Origin of the sequence: Methylobacterium sp. Leaf466 (genome assembly GCF_001425565.1) — a bacterium.
Classification (GTDB): Bacteria; Pseudomonadota; Alphaproteobacteria; order Rhizobiales; family Beijerinckiaceae; genus Methylobacterium.
In genome coordinates, this window is record NZ_LMRC01000007.1 from 16,608 (window position 1) to 41,264 (window position 24,657).

The following is a 24,657-nucleotide window of genomic DNA, read 5'->3' on the forward strand; positions in this document are numbered from 1 at the left end:
GCGACGGTCAGGCCTCGCCCTCGGTCTCGAACAGGACGGCGTCGAGGGCCTCGCGCGCCGGCTTGCCGGCCCAGATCACGAACTGGAAGGCCTGGTAGTGGCGCTCGCAGGCGTCCACGGCCGACTTGAGCATCATCGCGCATTGGGCCTGGGTCGGCACGGCGCCCCCCGTCAGCAGCAGGGAGTGGCGGAACATCACGACGCTGTCGGTGGACCACAGGTCGAAATGCCCGATCCAGAGCTGCTCGTTGATGAGGGAGACGAGGTTGAGCACCTCGGTCCGCCGACGCTCGGGGACCTTGATGTCGAAGGCGGAGGCCACGTGCAGGGCCTCGACGTCCTCGATCCAGGTGAAGGCGACGTGGTAATCGGCCCAGCGCCCGGAGACGGCCACCGACATCTCGTCGGTCTCGGCACGGTCGAAGATCCAGTCGCGCAGGGAGGCGAGCCGCTCGACGGTGTCGAGGGGGTGCTCGTTACGGTCGTGAGTTTCGATATGCAGGAGGGTCATGGCGGTCCAGTTTGGCGATCCGGCGGGATCGTCGAGACGTGTTGAGACCAGCGGCGACGGCATCGCCGTCCTGCACCGCAGCCTGACACTGCAGCGCAAGATTTAAGGCGACAAAACCAAAGCTTAGACGGTCACGGCGGTGGCGGTCGGGGTCGGCGAATCAGTGCGTTCCCGACTATAGACCGGGCCAGACTCCCGTTTCAAAGCGGTCGGCGCGGCGCATGAACAGGAAAGCGACGGTCCACCGTTCCTTCCTGTGCACAAGCGCCTGCGCCACTCCACCCCGCGACGGGGCCTTGCGTCACAGTGACTCGGTGGCTCCGGGCGCCGTGCGGACCGGCGCCGACACGCCTTCCAGGGCGGCGACTCGGGCGGCCAGGGCGTCGTTCTGGCTGCGCAGGGCGGCCACGAGGTCGCGCAGGACGTCGACCTCTTCGCGCGAGGCGATGTCCATGTCGCGGATCAGGCGCTCGACCTGGGCCTTGAACACCGTCTCGGCCTCCCGACGCACGCCCTGCGCGGCCCCGGCGGCATCGGTGGCGAGACGGGCGAACTCATCGAAGAGGCGGTTTGAGGGCGGCATCGTCGTCTCCTGTCGGGTCGAGGAACCGCACCGGGCCAGGAAGGCGGCATCGGAATCGGCGTCAGGCCCGACATAAGAATCGCGGGCACGCAGGGCAATGCGCGCCGGGCATTCCGCCGGGATCGTCCAGGCGGGGCCAGGCGAGACACACACGCTTACAATTTCGCCGCGTCCCCGGCCTTCGACAGCCGGGCGGCTCGCGGCATAACCTCGAGGTTCCGATCGTCAGGATCCGCCCCGGCCACCCCATGAACGCCACCGCCACCCCCCACATCCTCGTAGTCGAGGACGACCGCGAGATCAGCGCCCTCGTCGCCCGCTACCTGCGCGCCAACGACTGCCGGGTGACCCTGGCCGGCGACGGGCGCGAGATGGACCGGCGCCTGGCGGATTCGCGGGTCGACCTCGTGGTCCTCGACCTGATGCTGCCGGGGGAGGACGGCCTGTGCCTGTGTCGGCGCATCCGCCGGGAATCGGCGGTGCCGATCCTGATGCTGACCGCCAAGGCCGAGGAGATCGACCGCATCATCGGTCTCGAGATCGGCGCGGACGACTATCTCGGCAAGCCGTTCAACCCGCGCGAACTCCTGGCGCGGATCCGCGCCATCCTGCGCCGCGGATCGGCCGGCGAGACCACCGAGGAGGGCGTGCGGCGCCTGAGCTTCCTCGGCTGGACCCTCGACGTCTCCCTGCGCCAGCTCCTGAGCCCGGAGCAGGCGCGGGTGGCGATCACGGGGGCGGAATTCGACCTGCTCCACGCCCTGTGCATGCGCCCGGGCCGCGTCCTGTCCCGCGACCAGCTCCTCGACCTGACACAGGGGCGCGCCGCCGGCCCCTACGAGCGCAGCATCGACGTCCTGATCAGCCGGATCCGGCAGAAGATCGAGGGTGATCCGCGCAACCCCGAGATCATCCGCACGATCCGCTCGGGCGGCTACCTGTTCACACCGGAGGTCGAGCGCACCTGAGCCCGAGGTCGGATTCGGACATCTCCCGGCTCACACCTTGTCCGGTCGATCACTTCGTGATGCGGACATGGGCTTGGCTCTGGCGCCGCAGGGGCTCGGTGATCCGGGTCCCGCTTCATCCAGATGGAAACCGTATCAATCCGCAAATCCACCGTCGGGGTTCAGCCCCTCCACCGCGGGCTTGGGCCGGCGCGGACGCGGGGTGGCGCTGGCGCTCGGGGCCGCGGCGGTGGCCGGGCTGACGCCCAGGCGGGTCGCCAGGGCGATGGCCCGGCCTTCCGAGATCCGGACGTGGCAGAAGCCGTGGCTGCCCTCGCGGGCGTAGTTGCGGCAGATCTGCTCGCGGTCGGAGGAGAACGCCGCCTGCTCGGTGACGATGGGCCGGACGTCCTGGCCGCGCGCGCGCTGCGTCATCACCTTGTAGTTGTCGCGCACCGCCTTGTCGGCGACGCCGCGGGCGGTGTCGAATTCGCCCGAGCGCGGGATCAGACTCGCGGCTCCCGGCCCCCACAGGCCCCCAGGCGTGGTCGCGCAATCGGCCGCCGCGAAGGTGCAGACCGGGCCGCCCGACAGCGGCGTCACCAGGACCGCGCCATCCAGCACCTCGAAGCGCAGGGGGCATTCGCCCCCCGCGACCTCGAACCGGGCGATGCCGTCGGTCCTGGCCTCGGGGGTGAGGGTGACCGGAGCGCCGTCGTTCAGGGGCACCTTGCAGGTCTCGGCCGCCTGAGAGACCTTCGTGCCCGGAAGGGTCGCGCGCACCACGATGGCGGAGCCCGAGCGTTCGAGCTTGAGGCTGCCGCCCGAGCCGTTGCGCATCAGCTCCTGGCCGAAGACGTTGTCCTCCGCCGGGACCTTGAGCATGACCGGCTTCAGGGGAGCGGGCGCGGGCCGGGGCGCATCGGTGCCGGGTTCCCCCGGCGCGCCCGCCGGTGAGGGGTCGCCGGCCGGGGCCTGGGCCGGCGGCGCGGTCGGCACCCCGCGCGGCGGCACCGGCGGCTTGGCGGCCTTGCCGATCCCGAACAGCTCCTCGAAGAACGATTGCGCCGCCGCCGTCCGCGGCAGGGCGGCCAGGCCCGCGGGGACGAGGCTCGCCGGCATCAGGGCCGCCAGGAGGAGAACGCGGGTGGAACGCATCGAAACTTTCCGGCCGCCGGCCGTCGAGACTTGAAATGTCGGCGACAGACTAACACGTCGTCGGCTGGCCGAACGTGGCGTTCCCGCAACAGGTCGATCCGTCGGACGAAGACGTGGTTCGTCTTCGACTTCTACAGGATCGCCGGGGAGGCGACGCCGGAACATCGGCGGGCCGTCGTCTTGCGGCTCCGCATCCACCTTCTTATATCCGGCGGGGCGCGGGATTAAGACCCGGATCGGGCCGTTTCGGCCCTGCGATCCGGGCCCGACTCCGGTCTTACGACATTCAGTTTGCACCGCCATGGGCCGAGCTGCTCCGGGGCTCGGCGGTCTGCTTGCAGAGCATCACGAGAGGGATCCCACCATGGGTAAAGTTATCGGCATCGACTTGGGCACCACCAATTCCTGCGTGGCCGTCATGGAAGGCACGCAGCCCAAGGTCATCGAGAATGCGGAAGGCGCGCGCACCACGCCTTCCATCGTCGCCTTCACCGACGACGGCGAGCGCCTGGTCGGCCAGCCGGCCAAGCGCCAGGCGGTCACCAACCCCGAGCGCACCTTCTTCGCGATTAAGCGTCTCGTCGGTCGCACCTACGACGACCCGATGACCCAGAAGGACAAGGGCCTCGTGCCCTACACCATCGCGCGCGGCGACAACGGCGACGCCTGGGTCGAGGCCGACGGCAAGAAGTATTCGCCCTCGCAGATCTCCGCCTTCACCCTGCAGAAGATGAAGGAGACCGCGGAGGCGCATCTCGGCCAGCCGGTGACGCAGGCCGTCATCACCGTGCCCGCCTACTTCAACGACGCCCAGCGCCAGGCCACCAAGGACGCCGGCAAGATCGCCGGCCTCGAGGTGCTGCGCATCATCAACGAGCCCACCGCCGCGGCGCTGGCCTACGGCCTCGACAAGAAGAAGGCCGGCACCATCGCGGTCTACGATCTCGGCGGCGGCACCTTCGACGTCTCGATCCTCGAGATCGGTGACGGCGTGTTCGAGGTGAAGTCCACCAACGGCGACACCTTCCTCGGCGGCGAGGACTTCGACAACCGCGTGGTCGAATACCTGACCACCGAGTTCAAGCGCGAGCAGGGTATCGACCTCACCAAGGACAAGCTCGCCCTCCAGCGCCTCAAGGAGGCCGCCGAGAAGGCCAAGATCGAGCTGTCCTCGGCCACCCAGACCGAGATCAACCTGCCCTACATCACCGCCGATGCGACGGGTCCGAAGCACCTCGCGCTCAAGCTCAGCCGCGCCAAGTTCGAGAGCCTGGTCGACGACCTCGTCCAGCGCACGATCGAGCCCTGCCGCAAGGCCCTCAAGGACGCCGGCGTCTCGGCCTCCGAGATCGACGAGGTCGTGCTCGTTGGGGGCATGATCCGCATGCCCAAGATCCAGGAGGTCGTGAAGGCCTTCTTCGGCAAGGAGCCCCACAAGGGCGTCAACCCCGACGAGGTCGTGGCCATCGGCGCGGCGGTCCAGGCCGGCGTGCTCCAGGGCGACGTCAAGGACGTGCTGCTCCTCGACGTGACCCCGCTGTCGCTGGGCATCGAGACCCTGGGCGGCGTGTTCACCCGGCTCATCGACCGCAACACCACCATCCCGACGAAGAAGTCGCAGACCTTCTCGACGGCCGAGGACAACCAGAACGCGGTCACCATCCGGGTCTTCCAGGGTGAGCGCGAGATGGCGGCCGACAACAAGATGCTCGGCCAGTTCGACCTGATGGGCATTCCCCCGGCACCCCGCGGCCTGCCGCAGATCGAGGTGACCTTTGACATCGACGCCAACGGCATCGTCAACGTGACGGCCAAGGACAAGGCGACGAACAAGGAGCACCAGATCCGCATCCAGGCCTCGGGCGGCCTTTCGGATGCGGACATCGAGAAGATGGTCAAGGACGCCGAGGCCAACGCCGAGGCCGACAAGAAGCGCCGCGAAGTCGTCGAGGTGAAGAACCAGGGCGAGAGCCTGATCCATGCCACCGAGAAGTCGGTGAAGGAGTACGGCGACAAGGTCTCGGCCGAGGACAAGGCCGGGATCGAGACGGCGATGACGGCGCTGCGCACGGCCCTCGAAGGCGAGGACGTCGAGACCATTAAGGCACGCACCACCGACCTGATGCAGGCCTCGATGAAGCTCGGCGAGGCCATGTACGCGGCCAGCCAGACGCCGGAGGGCGGCCCGGAGGCCGCGGCCGGCGCCGAAGCGAAGAAGGACGACGTGATCGACGCCGACTTCTCGGAAGTCGACGACAAGGACCAGAAGAAGCGGGCGTGAGCCCAAGTCCTGGCGCGGGACCGGCCGTCTGGCCGGCCCCGTTCTTCTCGATCATATCGTTGAGCGATGACGGCTTTGATCCCTGGGCTCCACGGCCCGGGGATCGGCCTGTGCGGACCTGAGGGCAGGCATGTCGAAGCGGGACTATTACGAGATTCTGGGCGTCTCCAAGACCGCGTCCGACGGCGAACTGAAGGTGGCCTTCCGCAAGCTCGCCATGGTCCACCACCCGGACCGCAACCCGGGCGACAAGGAGGCGGAGCTCAAGTTCAAGGAGCTCAACGAGGCCTACCAGTGCCTCTCCGACGGGCAGAAGCGCGCCGCCTACGACCGCTTCGGCCACGCCGCCTTCAGCCAGGGCGGCGCGCCGGGCGGCCCCGGATTCGGCAACGAGTTCGGCGACTTCATGTCGGACATCTTCGACAATTTCTTCGGCGACGGCCGGGCCGGGCCGGGTGCCGCGGCCGGGGGCGGGCGTGGCCGCGCCCAGCCGGGCCGCGAGCGCGGGGCCGACCTGCGCTACAACCTCGAGATCTCCCTGGAGGAGGCCTACGCGGGCAAGGCGGAGACGATCACGATCCCCACCGCCATCACCTGCGAGCCCTGCGGCGGCACCGGCGCCAAGCCCGGCTCGAAGCCGCGCCCCTGCACCACCTGCGGCGGCTACGGCCGGGTGCGGGCGGCACAGGGGTTCTTCGCGATCGAGCGGACCTGCCCGAACTGCCACGGACGCGGCGAGATCGTCGACGACCCCTGCGCCTCCTGTTCCGGCGCCGGTCGCGTCACCCGCGAGCGCACCCTCTCGATCAACGTGCCCGCGGGCGTCGACGACGGCCTGCGCATCCGGCTGGCCGGAGAGGGCGAGACCGGCCAGCGCGGCGGTCCGGCCGGCGACCTCTACGTGTTCCTCTCGATCAAGCCGCACACCTTCTTCCAGCGCGACGGCGCCGACCTGTTCTGCCGCGTGCCGATCTCCATGGTGACGGCGGCCCTGTCGGGCGACATCACCGTGCCGGTGATCGACGGCACCCAGACCCAGGTCCGCATCCCGGCCGGGACCCAGACCGCCAAGCAGTTCCGCATCAAGGGCAAGGGCATGCCGGTGCTGCGCTCTCGCGACGTCGGCGATCTCTACATCCAGGTCTTCGTCGAAACGCCCCAGAGCCTGACCAAGCGCCAGCGCGAACTCCTCCAGGAATTCGACCAGTCGGCCTCCGATGCCACTCACCCGGAAAGCGCGGGGTTCTTCTCCAAGATGCGCGATTTCCTGGGCGGTCTCGGCGGCACCGCACGCACGTGACGAGGGGCCGGATCAAATCGCCGCCTGCCACGGTTATGGCAGCGGCACCGATGCCATCGGGATGGCGCGCCGGCCCGGGCCTCGCTCGGCCCACGGCAGCTTGACTGTAGCGTGTCTTTCGTCGTCTAGCCTTTCTTTGTCGTTCGTCATGTGAGGACGTTGGGTCTTGCCGTCGCTTCGCCCTTCCGGTGCCAAATCCTCGACCGACAAGCGCTTCGCCGCGGCGCAAGCCGGCCGCGAGAAGCGCGATCCGCTGGAGGACGAGGCCCGGTTCCTCCGATCCTGGTTCGAGCGGCCCCTCGTCACCGGATCGGTGACGCCCTCGGGCAAGATGCTCGCCCGCACCATGGCGTCCTACGTCGATCCGCGCCTCGACGGCCCGGTGATCGAACTCGGTCCCGGCACCGGTCCGGTCACCGACGCCCTGGTCCGCCGCGGCGTCGCCCAGGAACGGCTCATCCTGATCGAGTACAACCCCGACTTCTGCGCGTTGCTGCGGCGGCGGTTTCCCCGCGCCACCATCGTCCAGGGCGACGCCTATGCGATCGCCGAAACGGCGGGGCCGCTCCTGGCCGAGAAGGCCGCCGCCACCGTGTCCAGCCTGCCGCTGTTCACCAAACCCCTGGAGCAGCGCCTCGGCCTCCTCAACGCGGCGCACGATCTGATGCGGCCCGACGCGCCCTTCGTCCAGTTCACCTACGCCCTCGTGCCGCCGATCCCCAAGCGTTGCGACGCCGGCAGCTACATGGCGAGCCGGTCCAACAAGGTCTGGCTGAACCTGCCCCCCGCCCGCGTCTGGGTCTATCGCCGCCCGTGAGGGACGAAGGTTCGGACCGTCGCGGACCGAGAAACGCCCCGGACGACGCCCCGGCCTGCGTACCATCCACGCCCGTTGCCGAACGGATCCTGAAGCCGGGCATCAGCATCGGTTCAGTCGCCGCTCCCTAGGGTCCGTCGCACACACCGGGATCGTCCCGGTGAACCGACCCGATGGAGACCGGCATGGCCTTTCGTGACCTGACGACCCGATCGCAAACATGGATGCTGGCCGCCGCGATCGCGCTCGGCGTGTCCGGCGCAGCGTCCGTCGGCGCCGAGGCTGCGCCGTTGGCGCCGGCATCGGCCCTGGTTCAGGATGCGCAGCCCGACGTGGTCCCGGTTCAGTATGGTTGGGGCGGCGGACATCGCCATCACCACCACCATCGCGGCTACGGCTGGGGCGGCGGTCATCGCGGTGACGGCTGGGGCGGCCATCGCGGACGCGGCTGGGGTGGGCACCACGGCGGCTGGCGCGGCCACCATCACCACCGCGGCCACGACGGTTATGGCTACGGCCGCCGCCGCGACTACTATTAAGCGACAGTGTTTTCCGAACCGCGCTTGCGGTAGGCACCTCCCGTAGGCGTTAGAGACGAAAACACCCGCGTCGGTTTCCCGACGCGGGTGTTTTCGTTTTCGCAGACCGGACCAGACCGGTCTGGCCGGGAATGCGTCAGCCGACGATCCCGCGCTTCTCGCGCTCGGCGGCGGTCGGCTCCGACCCGAGCAGGGTCCGTCCGGTCTCGGTGCCGAGGCCGGCGGCCGGCGCACCGGGGCGCGTCGTGCCGACGTCGTGGGAGCCCGTGCGCGTCTCGGTCAGGGTACCGCCGGTCCAACCTTCGGCCCGCCAGTTCTCCGCCCGGGTATCGAGGTCGATCGCACCGTGCTCGGACAGGAGCGCGGTGACGCGCGCGACATGCGCCTCCTCGGTCCGGACCGTGACGAGGGTGCCGCCGCGGCGCACACCCTCGGCATAATGCTCGGCTTCCGAGTCGCTCAAGCCGGCGCCGGTCAGGGCGCCGAGCAGACCGCCGGCCGCCGCGCCGACGCCGGCACCGGTCAGGGTCGCCACCAGCCAGCCGGCCGCGACGACGGGGCCGACGCCGGGGATCGCCATCAGGCCGAGGCCCGTCAGCAGGCCCGCGCCGCCGCCCAGCACGGTGCCGAGGGTGGCGCCGGTTCCGGCCCCATCCGTGGCATCGCCCTCGTCGGCGACGGCCTTGTGGGTGGTGCCGGTGGTGTGGTTCGTGGTGCCGGGGAGGCCGGAATGCCGGTCGTCGGTGTTGTTGGCGACGATGCTGATGTCGCCGTTGGGGACACCGGCCGCCTCGATGGCGTCCACCGCACGAGCGGCGGCGGCATAATCGTCGAACAGGCCTGTCAGGGTACGGGTCGCCATGGGATCAACTCTCTCTCGCTGGGGGAAAAGGGGACGGCTGCCGGCGCTACTGCGCGGCGACGTTGCCCTTGAAGTCCATGCCGATGGTCACCGGCTTGCCGGCATGCTCGGCGGTGCCGCGCCAGATGCCGGCGTCGTCCTTGCGCAGATCCTTGACGGTGCCGAAGCCCATCTTGGCGAAGCGCTCCTTCACCTGGGCCTCGGTGAAGCTGTTGGCGCCCGATTCGAGCGGCTGCCCGACGCTGCCGGTGGCGGCATGGGGGGCGCCGTCCTTGGTGGCCGGGGTCGCGGCCGGCGCCGTCATGGGCTTGGTCTCTGCGGGCTTGGTCTCCATCGGCTTGGCATCGGGTGCCTGTGCGAAGGCGGCCCCGGTGGTGATGAGAAAAGCGGCAGTGAGAAGGGGCAGGCGCATGGAAAGCTCCTCGGATCGATGCAGGTTGCTGTCTGTTCAAGCAGCTCGGAGGAGTCTTGGTTCCTTGTCTGGCCTCGCGCGGGGCGGCTCGGAGGGCGACCGTTAACGGTCCGCTAACCCTGAACCCGGCAAATCTTGCCGGGTCCGAATCCCGCGCAGCGCGGGTGCCGGATCCTCAGGAGCCACGATGAGCGAAGCGGCACCCCCCGCCCGGGTCGGCGAGTTCACCCGCCTGGCGATGCCGACGCGCGAGAACCTCAACGCCTTCTCCAAGCGCACCGACCTGTTCTTCGCCACCGCGGTGATGGGCATCCTGACGGTGCTGATCTTCCCGCTGCCGGCGTTCCTGCTCGACCTGCTCCTGGCGGTCTCGATCATCATTTCTGTGCTGATCATGATGACCGGCTTGTTCATCGACAACCCGCTCGAGTTCACGGTCTTCCCGACGCTGCTGCTGGTGGCGACCCTGCTCAGGCTCGCCCTTAACCTCGCTTCGACGCGGCTCATCCTCGGGCACGGCCACGAGGGCACGGCGGCGGCCGGCCACGTCATCGAGGCGTTCGGCAACTTCGTGATGGGGGGCAACTTCGTCATCGGGATCATCGTGTTCGCGATCCTGATCATCGTGAACTTCGTCGTCATCACGAAGGGCTCGGGCCGCATCGCCGAGGTGGCGGCCCGCTTCACCCTCGACGCCATGCCCGGCAAGCAGATGGCCATCGACGCCGACCTCTCGGCCGGGCTCATCGACGAGAAGGTCGCCAAGTCCCGCCGCGCCGCCCTGGAAGAGGAATCCTCGTTCTTCGGCGCCATGGACGGTGCCTCGAAGTTCGTGCGCGGAGACGCGGTGGCCGCGCTGCTCATCACCTTCATCAACGTCATCGGCGGCATCATCATCGGCGTCGCCCAGCAGGGCATGCCGTTCATGCAGGCGGCCAAGACCTATACCCTGCTCACCATCGGCGACGGGCTCGCCAGCCAGGTGCCCGCGCTCATCGTCTCCACCGCGGCCGGCATCCTCGTCTCGAAGGCGGGCGTGAAGGGCTCGGCCGACAAGGCGCTCGGCAAGCAGCTCGCCAACTACCCCAAGGCGCTCGGCATGTCGGCCGGCGTCATGGTGCTGATCGCGCTCCTGCCGGGCATGCCGATGCTGCCGTTCCTGGGGCTCGCCGGCGCCTCGGGCTACGCCGCCTGGAAGATCGCCAAGGTCGCCCGCGAGGCGCCGCCGCTGGACGCCGACGGCGCGCCGATGGACGCGGGCGCGGTGGCCGCCGCCCAGGCCGCCAAGGAGGAGACGGTCACCGACCTCCTCAAGCTCGACGACCTCAAGCTGGAGATGGGCTACGCGCTGCTGGCCATGGTCAACGGTCCCGAGGGCCAAGACCGGCTGACCGACCAGATCAAAGCCCTGCGCCGCCAGCTCGCCGGCGAACTCGGCTTCGTGATGCCCTCGGTGCGCATCCTCGACAACGTCCAGCTCGACGCCAACGCTTACGTGGTGCGCGTCAAGGAGATCGAGGCCGGCACCGGCCAGATCTTCCCCGGCCAGTTCATGGCGATGGACCCGATGGGCGGCCAGGTGCAGCTCCCCGGCCAGCACATGCTCGAGCCCACCTTCGGCCTCCCCGCCACCTGGATCGACGCGTCCCTGCGCGATCAGGCCCAGATGAAGGGCTACACCGTGGTGGATGCCGCCACCGTGGTCTCGACGCATCTGACCGAGATCATCAAGGCGCACGTCTCGGAACTCCTCAACCACGTCGAGGTGCAGAAGCTGCTGCGCGAACTCTCGAAGGACCACGCGGACCTCCTAAAGGAGGTGGTACCGAGCCAGATCGGCACGACGGGGATCCAGCGGGTGCTGCAGTTCCTGCTCGCCGAGCGGGTCTCGATCCGCGATCTCGGCGCCATCGTCGAGGGTATCGCCGAGGTGTCGGGCAGCGTGAAGAACCCGCGCGACATCGTCGAGCACGTCCGTGCGCGACTGGGCCGCCAGATCTGCGCGCAATACCAGGACGGGCAGGGGACGCTGCCGATCATCACCCTGTCGCCGGCCTGGGAGCAGGCCTTTCTCGACGCCATCGCCGGGGAGCGCGACGAGCGCTACCTCGCGATGCAGCCGTCGAAGCTCACCGAGTTCGTCAACACCGTGCGCGACCGCTTCGAGACGGCCGCGCGCATGGGCGAGATGCCGGTCCTCGTCACCTCGGTGCAGGCGAGGCCCTTCGTGCGCTCGATCATCGAGCGTTTCCGCCGCGAGACCGCCGTGCTGAGCCAGGCCGAGATCCACCCGCGGGCACGGTTGCGGACGGTGGGATCGGTCTGAGCGAGCGCCGGACCACAGGTCGCATCAGGAGTTCGCTAACCCTGATGCAGGGTTCGGTTCGCAACCCTGGCTCGCTAAGGTGTCGCTGGGTAATCGACGTGTCGGAGTCACCCGACGTTAGTGTTTCGCGGCGCCTGATGGTCGACAGCGGGCCAGGGTGGTCGACGGGGCACGTGTTCGATGTTCTTACGGGACGAGAAGGGTGCCGTGATCATGATCCTGGCGCTGGCTCTGCCGGCGTTGATCTTCGGCGTTGGCGGTGTGGTCGAGACGTCCCGCGGAATTGCTTACCGGCAGCGCCTGGCGAGCGCGGTCGAACTGTCGTGCACGCAGGGGCAGGCGTTCGTGAACGGACACAAGCGGCTCGACGTGACGAGCGCGAACGGCACCAAGACCTACGATTCCGATCTTGAGCGGATCAAGAACAACAACTTCGCCGCCAAGGCGATGGAGGACGTCGCCCCGGCGGCGCGCGCCACGAGCACCGACACCAACATAAACGTCACGGCGACCGGCGTCATGCCGCTGATCTTCAGCGGCGCCTTCGGCCAGGCCTCCATGAGCTTCACCGTCGCGCGGGACTGCGCGGTCAATTCGACGGCGGTCGCCTTCGCCGATCGCAACCCCTCGACCCTGCTGATCTCCGAATCCTTCGAGCAGCCCTCCCACACGGTCGCTCCCAACAGCTGGACCGTTCTCAAGAACGCGAGCAGCGAGTGGAACGGCTGGAAGGTCCAGAATGCCGGCATCGAGATCAACGGCCTGCGCGAACTGGCCAGCAACTCGATCCGCTTCGGCGACTTCTTCGCCGAGCTCGACAGCGACTGCAAGACGTCCGTCAACGCGGGCGTGAGCAACTGCCGCACGAACTCGGCGATGTCGCGCCTTCTCAGGCTCACGACAGGATCGTACCAGGTCCGATACTGGTATATCGCGCGTGAGCGCGACGCATCGCGTCCGGGTCAGGTGATCTGCGGCAAGACGAGCAGCGATGTCTCCTACTATCAGGTCAACGGCCAGACCAACCGGATCGAGTTGTTCATCGAGAAGGAGGGCGACTACACCTTCAACGCCAACAACATGGTCGACGTCTGCGTGCAGGCCGACAAATGGGTCGAGCGGGTGATCGATTTCACGGTGCCCGTGGAGGCGAACTACAAGATCACCTGGCGCGCGGCCGGCAAGGAAGATTCGTTCGGGGGGCTGATCGACTACCTCCGGATCTGCAAGAACGGCTGCCCCGGCTGAGGTCCTGTCCGATGTGTGGGGATCGGCGCGGGGATGTGGCGATGCAGGAGGCGGGAGACGCTTCGATGTCCCGTAGGGGTTCGATCCGGAACCGGCTGTCCGCGGCGGCCTTCGCGCGCTGCGAGAAGGGGATCGCCGCCCTGGAACTGGGGCTCGTCGCCATGCCGCTGACGATGCTGCTCGTGGGCATCCTCCAGCTCGTCGTGTTCCAGTACACCCAGAGCCTCCTGAGCAACGGCCTCTACGACAGCGCGGCAAGGCCCCCCGCTTCCGTGCTGGCGAGCGACCAGTCCCTCTTCAAGGGCGACCTGTGCGACAGGATCGTCATCATGGCGCGCGCGAGCTGCGTCGCGGCGGTCGTCGTCGAGATGGCGCGGCTCGATTCCGTCGCGACGACGGCGACGCCGATCACCGGCACGACCTTCTCCTCGGGCACGAGCCAGCAGGCGATCGTACTGCGCGCCGCGCTGCCGGTGACGCAGTTCGTCCCTTTCATTCCGGTGATGACCGCCAAGTCGTCCGTGGTGTTCAGGAAGCCATGAGCGTCTCACCTGCGCCGGTTCACCCGTTGGCCCGCCTGTTGCGGTCGTTCGGCCGGGAGACCGGCGGCGCGGTGGTGATCGAGTTCGCGATGACCGCCACCATTCTCCTCGGGCTGCTGGCCATGGTCGTCGACCTCAGCATGATGGCCGGGATCAGCCGCGACGTCGAACGGTCCTCGACGCAGATCGCGTCGCTGCTGGCCAGCTGCCCCTCGGGAGATTGCGCCACGAAGACGATCGATTGGTATTACGACCGCAAGGTCAACGCCCTGGTGCAATACCCGCAGGCCAAGGTGACCCTGATCCAGGCCAAGAAGGTCGGCGGCACCATGCTGCCCTGCACCGGGAGGGTGACCTTCATCGATCCCTCGGTGGCGGCCAAGGCGTCGCCGGTGTTCGCCGAGAACGACGAGGGTTTCATCGTGGTGGTGGAGGTCGCCTACCTCGCCTTCGTCCCCTACACGGGGGCGCTGATGACGCTGTCGACGGCCACCGTCGAGAACGTCACCGGCAAGGGCGCCGTCTTCACCTCGCAGACCTCGGCGGTGCGGACCTCCACCGGCTCGGCGAGCTGCTGAAGCCCGGCCTTCGTCCCGAGATGCGAGCGCCGCCGCCTCAGACCATTTCCAGTTGATCACTTCGTGATGTGGAAATGGGCTTCGCTCAGGCGCCGCGCGGGCTCGGTGATACGGTTCCCGCTTGATCCAAGCGGAAACCGTATCAGACCGGCGTCTTGCGGATGCGTGCGTCGATCGCCTTCGGATCGAGGCCCGGCGCGGTCAGCGGCGGGGCGGGTGCCGTCTCCACGGCGGGGTCGCCCTTGATGGCTTTGGCCAGGCGATTGCGCTCGTAGAGCAGCACGACGACGACGGAGATCAGGAACGGGATCCAGAAGTAGAACAGCCGGAACACCAGGAGGGCGGCGATGATCGACGGGCGCGCCACGTCCGGCATCGCCACCACGAAGACCAGCTCGAACACCCCGAGGCCGCCGGGCGCGTTCGACACCAGGGCCGCCGAGAACGAGGCGAGGAACACCGCCAGCACCACGAGGAAGCCCGGATTCCCGGCCTCCGGCAGGGCGAAGTAGATGATGCCGGCGGCCCCCAGCAGCTCCAGGGGCGCGGCGACGATCTGCCGGGCCATGATCTGCGGGCGCGGGTATTCGAGCTTGAACGACCGGATGGTCATGGGCTTGAGGCGCAGGAGCGAGCCGATGACGTAGAGGGCGACGAAACCGAGCAGGCCCGCGCCGAGGATGCGGGCGGTGGCCGGGTCGGTCAGCATCGACGGCATGTAGCCGTTGAGGCGCGTGAGGGTGTCGGGCAGGGCCACGAGGACGAGGCCGCCGAGCAGGATCGTGCCGAGGCCGAAGGTGAAGGAGCACAGGGCCACCAGCACCGCGACCTGGGCCGCCGACAGGCCCTTGGCGGTATAGGCCCGGTAGCGCACCACCGCGCCGGAGAACACCGAGGCGCCGATGTTGTGGGAGAGGGCGTAGGTGGTGAACGAGCAGACCGAGACGAAGAACCACGAGATGTGGCGCACGCCCAGATGCAGCAGGGCGATGCGGTCGTACCAGGCCAGCGCCGCATAGGCGACGAGGGTCGCGAGCCCGGCCAGCAGGAAGCGGTGGACCGGGATCTCGGCGAAGCTGCTCTTGATCTCGGCCACCGAGATGCCGGCGAGCTCGCGATAGAGCAGGTAGCCCGAGACGACGACGGCGGCGAGGCCGACGATCGGCCAGATGAAATCGCTGATCTTCTTCATGATCGACAGGTCGAGCCCCCTCACGCGGGCCCTCCCTGCACGACCGTGCCCGGCATCGCAAGCACGACCGGGAGCGGGCGAACCTCGGGAGAAAGCCGGCACGCCCCGGCTGATGTCACGCGATCATGACGCTTTCGTGCCAGCCCGGCCCGTGCGGCGGGCTGGCGCCCGCGTCAGGCGCGGATGCGCGACAGGCCGATCCCGTCCATGGCGGCCTGGTCGCGGATCGCCTCGGCGGCGCGTTCGGCGCTGCGCTCGCGGTCGTCGAGGATCTCGACCTTCTTGAGGTCCTCGAACGCCTCGCCGAGCTCGGCCTTGGCCTCGGCGAGCTGCCCTTCGAGGGCGGCGGCCGACTGGCGCATGTTGTCGCGGCGGCCCGCGGCGGCACGGGCGTAGGTCGGGTAGGCGAAATGCGTGACGTCGGAGATGCCGGCCCGGCTTTCCTCATGGGCGACCTCGCGGTCGAGCTCCAGCGCCATGCGGTTGAAGTCGGCCATCATCATCTCGATCTGGGTCACGCGGCGACGTTTCTCGTCCACCTGGAAGCGGCGGAGCCGGATCAGCGTGTCTCGCGATTTCATGGTGACCGTTCCACTGTTACGCAACTCGGCCGAGCGACGCCGGGGCGTCCTCGGTTCGGCTCGCGCCGAGCGCGGGCGGGTCCGTCATGGACCGCCCACGATCTCCGCCAGCCGCAGGTAACCATCCCCGATCGAAGTTGCTTCTTCCTTACCCTGACCCAGAAAAGCCTCCATTGCCGGCATCAGGCCGATCGCCTCGTCCACTTCGGGCGAGGCGCCCGAGCGATAGGCGCCGAGGCGAATCAGTTCCTCCATGTCGGCATAGGTGGATAAGAGCCGCCTGGCGCGCCGCACGGTGGGCAGATGGGCCGGGTCGCAGGCCTTCGGCATGGTGCGCGACACCGACCGCAGCACGTTGATGGCCGGATAGCGCCCGCGCTCGGCGATGCCCCGCTCCATCACGATGTGCCCGTCGAGGATGCCGCGCACCGCATCCGCCACCGGCTCGTTGTGGTCGTCGCCCTCCACGAGCACCGTGAACAGGCCCGAGATCGCCCCCGCCCCGACGCCGGGGCCGGCCCGTTCGAGCAGGCGCGGCAGCTCGCTGAAGACGGTGGGGGTGTAGCCCTTGGCGGTGGGCGGTTCCCCGGCGGCCAGGCCGATGTCGCGCTGGGCCATGGCGAAGCGCGTGATCGAATCGATCATGCACAGCACCTGCTTGCCCTGGTCGCGAAAGTACTCGGCGACCGCCAGCGTGACGTAGGCCGCGTTGCGCCGCATCAGGGCCGGCTCGTCGGAGGTGGCCACCACCACCACCGAGCGGGCGAGGCCGGAAGGGCCGAGATCGTCCTGCAGGAACTCCTGCACCTCGCGCCCGCGCTCGCCCACGAGGCCGATCACCGCCACGTCGGCGGCGGTGTAGCGGGCGAGCATCGACAGCAGCACCGACTTGCCGACGCCCGAACCCGCGAAAATGCCCATGCGCTGGCCCGCGCACATGGTCAGGAAGGTGTTGATGCAGCGGATGCCGAGATCCAGCGGCGGCCCGACGCGCTTGCGGGCGTGCGCGGGCGGCGGATCCGCCCGCAGGGGATAGATCGCGGGGCCGTGGACGAGGGGGCCGAGCCCGTCGATCGGCCGGCCGAGGGCATCGATCGTGCGGCCGAGCCAGGCCGTCGAGGGCCGGATCGCGCCCGCCGCTTCGTCGCGGACGATGGCCGGGCAGCCGCGGCGCACGCCCTCCAGCGAGCCGAACGGCATCGCCAGCGCCCGGTCGCCCTGGAACCCGATGATCTCGCAGGGCACGCTCGCCGCGCCGCCGGCGCCTTCCACGCTGATGTCGAGCCGCCCGCCCAGGCGCATCGCCGAGACCGGGCCCGCCACCTCCACGAGCAGCCCGCGGATGGCCACCACCCGACCGTAGGTCTCGAGGGGCGCGATCGCGTCGAGCGCCCGCATCACCGCCGACAGTCCGAGCCGGCCGGCACCGCGATCCGCCATCGTTTCCTCCGCCGCCATCGTTTCCTCCGCCGCCGACGGTTCCGCCGCGCCCCGTCGCGCAATCTTGTGCGAGGCTGGCAACGGTTCGTTTACCTCCCTCCTTAACACTGCCCTCATCGCGACGGCAGCGGTGGACGGGTCCTTCGACGAGGCTCGCCATCGCGGTCGTCAGATTGGTACGACCACCGTGGCCTTCCGGTGACGTGCCACGTGAAACGCTTTCGATAACAGACGCCTCGGTGCTTTTTCTCGGCCCGGCGGTCGGTTCTTTTCAGGTCTTGGATCGGAACAGACCGACAACGGATCGACGAACGGATGGCCGGTCCCGAATTCAGGGCTTGCCACGGAGAATCAGGTTTTGTTAACGATTAACGATTAGCGTTTGACGTCCAGGACGAGGGAACGTCCGCCACGGGCCGGTGGCGGGCGAACAGCGGGGGCTTGCCCAGACGCTGAGCACGGCCGGCTGTGCTGGGGACCGACGATGCGGGTACTTCTGATCGAGGACGACAGCGCAACCGCGCAGAGCATCGAGTTGATGCTTAAGTCCGAGAACTTCAATACTTATACGACGGACCTTGGCGAGGAGGGCATCGACCTCGGCAAGCTCTATGACTACGACATCATCCTGCTCGACCTGAACCTGCCCGACATGTCGGGCTACGAGGTGCTGCGCAACCTGCGCGTCGCCAAGGTCAAGACGCCGATCCTGATCCTCTCCGGCATGGCCGGCATCGAGGACAAGGTGAAGGGCCTCGGCTTCGGGGCCGACGACTACCTCACCAAGCCCTTCCACAAGGACGAGCTCGTCGCGCGCATCCATGCCATCGTGCGCCGCTCGAAGGGCCACGCCCAGTCGGTGATCACCACGGGCGACCTCGTGGTCAACCTCGACCAGAAGACCGTGGAGGTCGCGGGTTCCCGCGTCCATCTCACCGGCAAGGAGTACCAGATGCTGGAACTCCTCTCCCTGCGGAAGGGCACGACCCTGACCAAGGAGATGTTCCTGAACCACCTCTACGGTGGCATGGACGAGCCGGAACTCAAGATCATCGACGTGTTCATCTGCAAGCTGCGCAAGAAGCTCGCCAATGCCTCGTCGGGCAAGAACTACATCGAGACCGTCTGGGGGCGCGGCTACGTCCTGCGCGAGCCGATGGACGGCGAGGAGCGCATCGCGGTCTGATCCCGGCCCCAAGGCCGGTCGGACCGATCAACGGCCCCGCTTCGGCGGGGCCTTTTTTGTGCCGTCATCCCATTTCCGGTTGATCACTTCGTGATGCGGACATGGGCTTCGCTCAGGCGCCGCGCAGGCTCGGTGATACCGCTCCCGCTTGATCCAAGCGGAAACCGTATCATCCGCAGGGTCGCCCGCGCCTCCGTGCGCGACGGCTCGCGACGCCTGCCGCCTTTTCCGGCGTATCCGTTCGGCCTTTCCTGGGACGCCTGGAGCGTGATCCTGGGAAACCCGGGCGAGCGCCGCGTCCGCGGCTCGATACGACCGGCCTGTCGTACCAACGAAAAAAGCGGGCCCACCGCACCGGTGGCCCGCTTCCTCAGAGTCCAAACGACACGATCCGCCGCGCCGGGCGACCCGTGCCGCAGGGCGGCACGGGGGTGAGGGCCAGAGGCCCCCGCCTCGCTTCAGGCGGCGCCGGGGCCGGAGCCGGCCGCTGGTCCGATCGCCGGAGCGGTCGGGGCGAACGGCGAGCCGCCGGGACGACGGGGAGCACCGGCGCCGAAACGGGGCTTGGGCTTGGGAGCCGCGATCAGGCCTTCGCGAATCGCGGTCTTGCGCGCCTGCTTGCGGGCCCGGCGCACCGCCTCGGCCTTCTCGCGCGCCTTGCGCACGGACGGCTTCTCGTAGGCCTTGCGCTGCTTCATTTCCCGGAAGATGCCTTCACGCTGCATCTTCTTCTTCAGGACGCGGAGAGCCTGATCGACGTTGTTGTCGCGAACGAGTACCTGCAACGGTCTAGATCCTCTAGGACGGTGATGGTTTTGGAGCGATGGTGGTCTTGGACGAACCGGCGCCGGCCCCGAGCCCCTCGCGGGAAAACTGAAAAAACGCCCCTCGCCCGGAATAGCCCGGGAGGGACGCCCCTCAGACACACTCGAATCGACGCAGAAACTGCACTTGGGGCAGGCTCATACACCAAGGCGGGACACATTCCAACAGCCGGCCGAACGGGTTGGGCCCGGCGGGTGCCGCCTGTGGCTCAATTGTGCGACTGGATGAAGTTGCGCACCAGCGGATAGGTCTGGTTCTCCCACTTGCGGCCGGAGAACACGCCGTAGTGGCCGACGCCGGCCTGGAGGTGGTGGCTCTTCATGTGCGGCGCCAGGCCGGTACAGAGGTCGTGCGCCGCCATGGTCTGGCCGACGGCGCAGATGTCGTCGCGCTCGCCCTCGACGGTCATCAGGGCGGTCTTGCGGATGCCGCGCATGTCGATGGGGTTGCCGCGGTACGTCAGTTCGTTCTTGGCCAGGGTGTATTCCTGGAACACGGTCTTGACGGTCTCGAGATAGAACGCCGCGTCGAGGTCGAGCACGGCGAAATACTCGTCGTAGAACGTCTCGATCCCGTTGGCCTTGTCGGTCTCGTCGTTGGCGATGTGCCAGAACAGGTCCGCGTGCTGCTGGATGTGGCGCTTGGCGTTCATCGAGAGGAACGCCGAGACCTGCATGAAGCCCGGGTAGACGCGGCGACCGGCGCCGGCATGGCGCGAGGGCACCGTGGCGATCAGATTCTTCTCGAACCACGCGAGGGGCTTCGAGGTGGCGAGCTTGTTCACCGAGGTCGGGCTGATCCGGCAATCCACCGGGCCGGCCATCAGGGTCATGCTGCGCGGGTGGGCGGCATTGCGCGACTGCGCCATCACGGCGGCGGCCACGAGGGTCTGCACCGCGGGCTGGCACACGGCCACGATGTGGGCGCCGTCCCCCATCGCCTCGAGGAACTGGACGAGGTGGTCGACGTAATCGTCGAACCCGAAGGTGCCCGCCGAAAGCGGCACGTCGCGGGCGTTGTGCCAGTCGGTGATGTAGACGTCGTGGTCGGGCAGCATCGTCTTGACGGTGCCGCGCAGGAGCGTCGCGAAATGGCCCGAGAGCGGCGCCACCACGAGGACGCGGGGCTGCACGCTGTCGATGTCCTTGCGGAACCGGAGCAGGGTGCCGAAGGGCGTCACCAGCACCGCCTCCTCGGTCACCGGCACCTGGCGGTTGCCCACCGTCACCGCGTCGATGCCGTAGGCGGGGCGCGCGAAGGTGAGGCCGGCGCGCATCATCATGCGGGCGCTGGCGGTGAACCAGTTCAGCGGTTCGCGGTAGCCCGCGCTCCGCCACGGGGCCAGGGCCTCGTTGACCATCCGCCCCCAGGTGCGGGTCTGCTTGGCGATGTCCGACTGGACCTCGAAGGCATCGTACAGCATGGCGCCGGGACCTCTACGCGAACGATCGGACGCCGAAACATCCGCCCTGACCGGGCAGGAAAGCTCATACCGTTCGTTCAGCCGTCCCATGACGGCAGGCTGGGCCACTCCGGAACGGAAGGCAACGGGGGCGAAATACGATCCCGCCGTGTTGTGGTGCCCCTGCATCAGGTAAGGTCCGTGCCGGCCCATCCGTCCGGGGCCGGCGCCTGGTCTGCAATGCCCGTGCCGGCCGCGCGACGCATTCGTCCCGGATGCCGCCGATACGGCACGAGTCTTGGATCGCCGAGATCCGGTCCCGGATCGCCGAGTCCCGGACCGCTCTGCCGGACCCTACGGACCACCTTCGAGGAAACGCCGATGTCAGCCGCGACGCTCACGATTTCGAGCCGCAACTATTCGTCGTGGTCGCTGCGCGGCTGGCTGATCTGCAAGATGTCGGGGCTCGCGTTCGAGACCGAGCTCCTGACGGGGACCGACGCGTCCACCCGCGCCGAGCTGCTGCATCTGTCGCCGTCCTTCCTGGTGCCGCGGCTGCAGCACGGGAGCGTGGCGGTGTGGGATACCCTGTCCATCGCGCAGTACCTCCACGAGATCCTGCCCGGGTCGGGCCTGCTGCCCGAGGACATCGCGGCACGCGCCCATTGCCGCTCCATCTCCGGCGAGATGCACGGCGGCTTCATCAACCTGCGCTCGGCGCTGCCGATGAACCTCAAGGCCCGGCACGCCGACTTCAAGGTCTTCAACGGTGCCGCGGGCGACATCGACCGCATCGTGACGATCGTCGAGGATTGCCTGGCCCGCTACGACGGCGCCTACCTCTTCGGCGAGGCCCCGACGCTGGCCGACGCCATGTACGCCCCGGTCTGCACCCGCTTCCGGACCTACGACGTCCCGCTGCCGCCCCGGATCGCGGACTACCGCGACCGCATCCTCGCCTGGCCGCTGATGGCGGAATGGGCCGAGCAGGCCCTGGCCGAACCCGAGGACATCGACGAACTCGACATGGAGTTCTGAGTAGAGACCCGCTGTCCGAGCGCGCATCGAACCCAGATGATGCACGCTCGGGTTTCATTCGCTAGGGCCCGCGACATCGGCGGCCACCGATACGGTTCCCGCTTGGATAAGGCGGGACCCGTATCACCGAGCCCGCGCGGCGCCCGAGCGACGCCGAAATCCGCGGGGCGAAGCCATCGAGCGGATGTCGTACGAGACCCGTCACGCCCGTCCGGCGGTGAGGGAGAGCATCGCCGGGTCGATCCCGTTCGAGCGCAGCGTCCGCTCGTATTTCGCGTCGAGCGCCGTGTGGAAGATCAGGTCCGGATCGGCCGGGCAGGTCAGCCAGCCGTTGGCCATGATCTCGGTCTCGAGCTGGCCCGGCTGCCAGCCGGCGTAGCCGAGCGCCAGCACCGCGTTGGCCGGCCCGTCGCCGGTGGCGATGGCCCGCAGGATCTCCACGGTGGCGGTGAGGCAGATGCCGTCGTCGATGATCAGGGTCGACTGGGCAATGTGGAAGTCGTCGCTGTGCAGCACGAAGCCGCGCTTGGCGTCGACCGGACCGCCCATCAGCACCGGCATGTGGCCGATCCGCTCGCGCAGGCGGATCGCGTCGTCCTCGGTGGCGATGTCGAGCTGCACCAGCAGGTCGGGCATGTTGAGGTCGTCCACCGCCTTGTTGAGGATGATGCCCATCGCCCCGTCGGCGGAATGCGCGCACAGGTAGATCACCGAGCGCGCGAAGCGTTCGTCCAGCAGCCCGGGCATGGCCACGAGGAACTGTCCGTCGAGGTAGCCGGAGGACTCGGTGGCGGTGGTGGGGGTCTGCATGGCGCGATGCTAGCGGTCCGGCCCGCGTTGTCCAGCGCGCAATGTGCAGCGCACCAGACGTCGAGGCGCCCGAGGTCGAGGCGCCCAAGATCGAGGCTCAAGCTCGACACTGCCGAGCCTTCCGCGCTAGACGAACGGCACCCCCATGCGGCGACCGCCGCCGGCCCTGAAAGACCTGAGGAAACACGCGATGACCATCGAGGTTGGCCAGCACCTGCCGCAGGTGACCTTCCGAGTGAACGGACCCGACGGGCCCGTGGCCAAGACCACCGACGACCTGTTCAAGGGCCGCCGCGTCGTCCTCGTCGGCGTGCCCGGAGCCTTCACCCCGAGCTGCCACCGCAACCACCTGCCCGGCTTCGTCGCCAAGCTCGACGAGATCAAGGGCCGGGGCGTCGACGCCGTGGCGGTGACCTCGGTCAACGACGTGTTCGTGCTCGACGCCTGGCAGAAGGCCAGCGGCGCCGAGGGCATCGACTTCCTGGCCGACGGCAATGCCGAATTCGCCAAGGCGACCGGCCTCGACATGGACGGCACCGGCTTCGGCCTCGGGCCGCGCTCGAAGCGCTATTCCATGCTGGTCGACGACGGCGTCGTGCGCGTCCTCAACCTCGAGGAAGTCCCGGTCAAGACCGAGATCTCGGGCGCCGAAGCGCTGCTCAAGGTCATCTGAGCGGGATCGGCGGACGCGTTCGCACGTCCGCCGCCCGTCTTGGGGACCCGCTCGGCGTGATCCGTCGGCGGATACCGGCGAGACGCGACGTCAAAACAGGGTGGCGCAGGCGCCCGTCCCCGCCTCACGTCTCGACGAGGCCGGTGCTGGCGCCCGAGGCTTCCGAATCGCCCCGGCCGTGCGGCAGGCCGAGGTATTCGGCCGAGCGCATCTCGATGAGGCGCGACACCGTGCGGTCGAACTCGAAGGCCTCGCGGCCCTCGGTGGCGGTGTAGAGAGCCTGCGCCTCGGCCGCCGCCGACGCCACGAGCTTCACGTGGCCGTCGTAGAGGGTGTCGACGAGGGTGATGAAGCGCTTGGCCTCGTTGCGGTTGTCCGGCCCCATCACCGGGATGTCGGAGACGATGAGCGTGTGGAAGGTGTGGGCCAACGCCATGTAGTCCGACGCGCCCAGCGGTGTCGCGCAGAGGTCGGCGAAGGTGAAGCGGGCGACGCCGGCGGCCTCCTCGGGCACCGCCACCTGTCGGCCCTTGACGCGGATCGTGGCCGGGCGGCCCCGGACCTTGCCGGTGAGGCTGCGGAAGGCGAGGTCGAGGGCGGCGCCGGCGGCTTCGTCGGCCGGTACGTGGTAGACCGAGGCGCCGCCGAGTTTCTCCAGGCGGAAGTCGGTGCGGCTGTCGAGGCGCAACACCGACACGCGGGTCTTGAGCTCGGCCACGAAGGGCAGGAACAGGGCGCGGTTGAGGCCGCCCTCGTAGAGCCGGTCGGGCTCGACGTTGGAGGTCGCCACCACCGTGACGCCGTGCCGGAACAGGGCCGCGAACAGCCGCCCGAGCAGCATCGCATCGGCGATGTCGGTGACCGTGAACTCGTCGAAGCACAGCAGCGCCGCCTCGCCGGCCAGGGCCTCGGCCACCACCGGGATGGGGTCGTCGCCCTTGGCGGTGCCGGCCTTGAGGGCCTGGCGGTGGGCGTGGATGCGCTCGTGCGCATCGGCGAGGAAGCCGTGGAAATGCACCCGGCGCTTGGTGCCGGAGGCCGCCTCGTAGAACAGGTCCATCAGCATGGTCTTGCCGCGGCCCACCGATCCCCAGATGTAGAGCCCCTTGGGCGGCCCGTCGGCATCGTCGCGGCGGCCGAACAGCCAGCCGAGCGCGCTGCCCTTCTTGGCGCGCCGGCGCCGCTCCAGCACCTGCAGAAGGTCGTCGAGGGCCGTGACGAGGCGCACCTGCGCGGCATCGCGCTCGATGACGCCCGAGGCGACGAGGGCGGAATAGCGCGCCGCCACCGGCCCAGCGGGGGGCGCGTCGGCGCCGGTATGGCGGGGCGGGACACTCACGGCGGACGACCTCGCGGGTGCGCGGGATGGGCGACGACGACGTGTCGACCGGCTTCGCTCTGCCGCG

24 protein-coding genes are annotated in these 24,657 nt (G+C 68.7%); 12 read left to right on the forward strand and 12 right to left on the reverse strand.

Annotated elements, in window-relative coordinates; all coding sequences use genetic code 11:
- Positions 1 to 7: 7 nt before the first annotated feature.
- On the reverse strand, positions 8 to 511 hold the full coding sequence (locus ASG59_RS04930) for a YbjN domain-containing protein (protein WP_056407298.1): 504 nt from the start codon (positions 509 to 511) through the stop codon (positions 8 to 10).
- Positions 512 to 812: 301 nt separating this feature from the next.
- Positions 813 to 1,094 carry an accessory factor UbiK family protein gene (locus ASG59_RS04935; RefSeq protein WP_056282258.1) on the reverse strand — a complete coding sequence of 94 codons (282 nt, stop codon included), beginning with the start codon at positions 1,092 to 1,094 and terminating at the stop codon, positions 813 to 815.
- Positions 1,095 to 1,342: 248 nt separating this feature from the next.
- Between ASG59_RS04935 and ASG59_RS04940 the strand changes: the two genes are divergently transcribed.
- Complete coding sequence (locus tag ASG59_RS04940; protein WP_056282261.1) at positions 1,343 to 2,062, forward strand: response regulator; 720 nt, start codon at positions 1,343 to 1,345, stop codon at positions 2,060 to 2,062.
- A 135-nt stretch (positions 2,063 to 2,197) separates the two neighbouring features.
- Here ASG59_RS04940 and ASG59_RS04945 read toward each other — a convergent pair whose 3' ends face one another.
- A complete protein-coding gene (locus ASG59_RS04945) occupies positions 2,198 to 3,199 on the reverse strand; it encodes a hypothetical protein (protein WP_056282265.1) in 1,002 nt (333 codons plus the stop codon).
- 364 nt (positions 3,200 to 3,563) lie between these two features.
- Between ASG59_RS04945 and dnaK the strand changes: the two genes are divergently transcribed.
- The 4 genes from dnaK to ASG59_RS19740 all read left to right on the forward strand — a co-directional run bounded on the left by dnaK (position 3,564) and on the right by ASG59_RS19740 (position 8,136).
- Positions 3,564 to 5,480 carry a molecular chaperone DnaK gene (dnaK, locus tag ASG59_RS04950; protein WP_055887176.1) on the forward strand — a complete coding sequence of 639 codons (1,917 nt, stop codon included), beginning with the start codon at positions 3,564 to 3,566 and terminating at the stop codon, positions 5,478 to 5,480.
- A gap of 130 nt (positions 5,481 to 5,610) precedes the next feature.
- Entirely contained in the window at positions 5,611 to 6,780 is a 1,170-nt protein-coding gene (gene dnaJ / locus ASG59_RS04955; RefSeq protein ID WP_055887179.1) for a molecular chaperone DnaJ, read from the forward strand.
- 253 nt (positions 6,781 to 7,033) lie between these two features.
- Positions 7,034 to 7,597, forward strand: a complete 564-nt coding sequence (locus ASG59_RS04960) for a phospholipid methyltransferase (protein WP_244475628.1) — start codon at positions 7,034 to 7,036, stop codon at positions 7,595 to 7,597.
- A gap of 185 nt (positions 7,598 to 7,782) precedes the next feature.
- On the forward strand, positions 7,783 to 8,136 hold the full coding sequence (locus tag ASG59_RS19740; protein ID WP_156387736.1) for a hypothetical protein: 354 nt from the start codon (positions 7,783 to 7,785) through the stop codon (positions 8,134 to 8,136).
- A 136-nt stretch (positions 8,137 to 8,272) separates the two neighbouring features.
- Here ASG59_RS19740 and ASG59_RS04970 read toward each other — a convergent pair whose 3' ends face one another.
- Both ASG59_RS04970 and ASG59_RS04975 read right to left on the reverse strand, forming a co-directional pair.
- Positions 8,273 to 8,998, reverse strand: coding sequence for a hypothetical protein (locus ASG59_RS04970; RefSeq protein WP_244472302.1), 726 nt, complete (start codon positions 8,996 to 8,998; stop codon positions 8,273 to 8,275).
- A gap of 46 nt (positions 8,999 to 9,044) precedes the next feature.
- The gene (locus ASG59_RS04975; protein ID WP_056407303.1) at positions 9,045 to 9,410 is read right to left on the reverse strand and encodes a hypothetical protein; all 366 of its coding nucleotides are present in this window, start codon (positions 9,408 to 9,410) and stop codon (positions 9,045 to 9,047) included.
- A 187-nt stretch (positions 9,411 to 9,597) separates the two neighbouring features.
- Here ASG59_RS04975 and flhA point away from each other — a divergent pair, with 187 nt between their 5' ends.
- The 4 genes from flhA (at position 9,598) to ASG59_RS04995 (ending at position 14,104) form a co-directional block, all read left to right on the forward strand.
- The gene (gene flhA, locus ASG59_RS04980; RefSeq protein WP_055887197.1) at positions 9,598 to 11,736 is read left to right on the forward strand and encodes a flagellar biosynthesis protein FlhA; all 2,139 of its coding nucleotides are present in this window, start codon (positions 9,598 to 9,600) and stop codon (positions 11,734 to 11,736) included.
- A 207-nt stretch (positions 11,737 to 11,943) separates the two neighbouring features.
- Positions 11,944 to 12,984, forward strand: coding sequence for a hypothetical protein (locus ASG59_RS20780; RefSeq protein ID WP_210168504.1), 1,041 nt, complete (start codon positions 11,944 to 11,946; stop codon positions 12,982 to 12,984).
- Between the two features lie 65 nt (positions 12,985 to 13,049).
- Positions 13,050 to 13,526, forward strand: a complete 477-nt coding sequence (locus ASG59_RS04990) for a TadE/TadG family type IV pilus assembly protein (RefSeq protein ID WP_162245433.1) — start codon at positions 13,050 to 13,052, stop codon at positions 13,524 to 13,526.
- Positions 13,523 to 14,104 (forward strand): hypothetical protein, encoded by a 582-nt coding sequence (locus tag ASG59_RS04995; protein WP_156399111.1) that lies wholly within the window; start codon positions 13,523 to 13,525, stop codon positions 14,102 to 14,104. Before ASG59_RS04990 ends, ASG59_RS04995 begins: the two co-directional genes overlap by 4 nt.
- A gap of 142 nt (positions 14,105 to 14,246) precedes the next feature.
- On the opposite strand, the gene ASG59_RS05000 is transcribed toward ASG59_RS04995, so the two are convergent.
- The 3 genes from ASG59_RS05000 to fliI all read right to left on the reverse strand — a co-directional run bounded on the left by ASG59_RS05000 (position 14,247) and on the right by fliI (position 17,317).
- Positions 14,247 to 15,296: a lysylphosphatidylglycerol synthase domain-containing protein gene (locus tag ASG59_RS05000; protein WP_055887465.1), complete on the reverse strand. Its 1,050-nt coding sequence runs from the start codon at positions 15,294 to 15,296 to the stop codon at positions 14,247 to 14,249.
- 173 nt (positions 15,297 to 15,469) lie between these two features.
- A complete protein-coding gene (gene fliJ / locus ASG59_RS05005; protein WP_055887208.1) occupies positions 15,470 to 15,877 on the reverse strand; it encodes a flagellar export protein FliJ in 408 nt (135 codons plus the stop codon).
- An 84-nt stretch (positions 15,878 to 15,961) separates the two neighbouring features.
- On the reverse strand, positions 15,962 to 17,317 hold the full coding sequence (gene fliI / locus ASG59_RS05010) for a flagellar protein export ATPase FliI (RefSeq protein WP_056407354.1): 1,356 nt from the start codon (positions 17,315 to 17,317) through the stop codon (positions 15,962 to 15,964).
- Between the two features lie 484 nt (positions 17,318 to 17,801).
- Between fliI and ASG59_RS05015 the strand changes: the two genes are divergently transcribed.
- Positions 17,802 to 18,503 (forward strand): response regulator transcription factor CtrA, encoded by a 702-nt coding sequence (locus tag ASG59_RS05015; RefSeq protein ID WP_055887213.1) that lies wholly within the window; start codon positions 17,802 to 17,804, stop codon positions 18,501 to 18,503.
- Positions 18,504 to 18,961: 458 nt separating this feature from the next.
- Here the strand turns inward: ASG59_RS05015 and rpsU are convergent, their stop codons facing one another.
- The gene (gene rpsU / locus ASG59_RS05020; protein ID WP_055887215.1) at positions 18,962 to 19,288 is read right to left on the reverse strand and encodes a 30S ribosomal protein S21; all 327 of its coding nucleotides are present in this window, start codon (positions 19,286 to 19,288) and stop codon (positions 18,962 to 18,964) included.
- Between the two features lie 248 nt (positions 19,289 to 19,536).
- Complete coding sequence (phaZ, locus tag ASG59_RS05025; protein ID WP_056407310.1) at positions 19,537 to 20,751, reverse strand: polyhydroxyalkanoate depolymerase; 1,215 nt, start codon at positions 20,749 to 20,751, stop codon at positions 19,537 to 19,539.
- 360 nt (positions 20,752 to 21,111) lie between these two features.
- Between phaZ and ASG59_RS05030 the strand changes: the two genes are divergently transcribed.
- Positions 21,112 to 21,768, forward strand: coding sequence for a glutathione S-transferase family protein (locus tag ASG59_RS05030; RefSeq protein WP_056407311.1), 657 nt, complete (start codon positions 21,112 to 21,114; stop codon positions 21,766 to 21,768).
- A gap of 201 nt (positions 21,769 to 21,969) precedes the next feature.
- Here ASG59_RS05030 and ASG59_RS05035 read toward each other — a convergent pair whose 3' ends face one another.
- Positions 21,970 to 22,578, reverse strand: coding sequence for a YqgE/AlgH family protein (locus ASG59_RS05035; protein ID WP_055887231.1), 609 nt, complete (start codon positions 22,576 to 22,578; stop codon positions 21,970 to 21,972).
- 190 nt (positions 22,579 to 22,768) lie between these two features.
- Between ASG59_RS05035 and ASG59_RS05040 the strand changes: the two genes are divergently transcribed.
- Complete coding sequence (locus ASG59_RS05040) at positions 22,769 to 23,251, forward strand: peroxiredoxin (RefSeq protein ID WP_055887233.1); 483 nt, start codon at positions 22,769 to 22,771, stop codon at positions 23,249 to 23,251.
- 124 nt (positions 23,252 to 23,375) lie between these two features.
- Here the strand turns inward: ASG59_RS05040 and zapE are convergent, their stop codons facing one another.
- Entirely contained in the window at positions 23,376 to 24,590 is a 1,215-nt protein-coding gene (gene zapE / locus ASG59_RS05045) for a cell division protein ZapE (RefSeq protein ID WP_082528628.1), read from the reverse strand.
- Positions 24,591 to 24,657 lie beyond the last annotated feature (67 nt).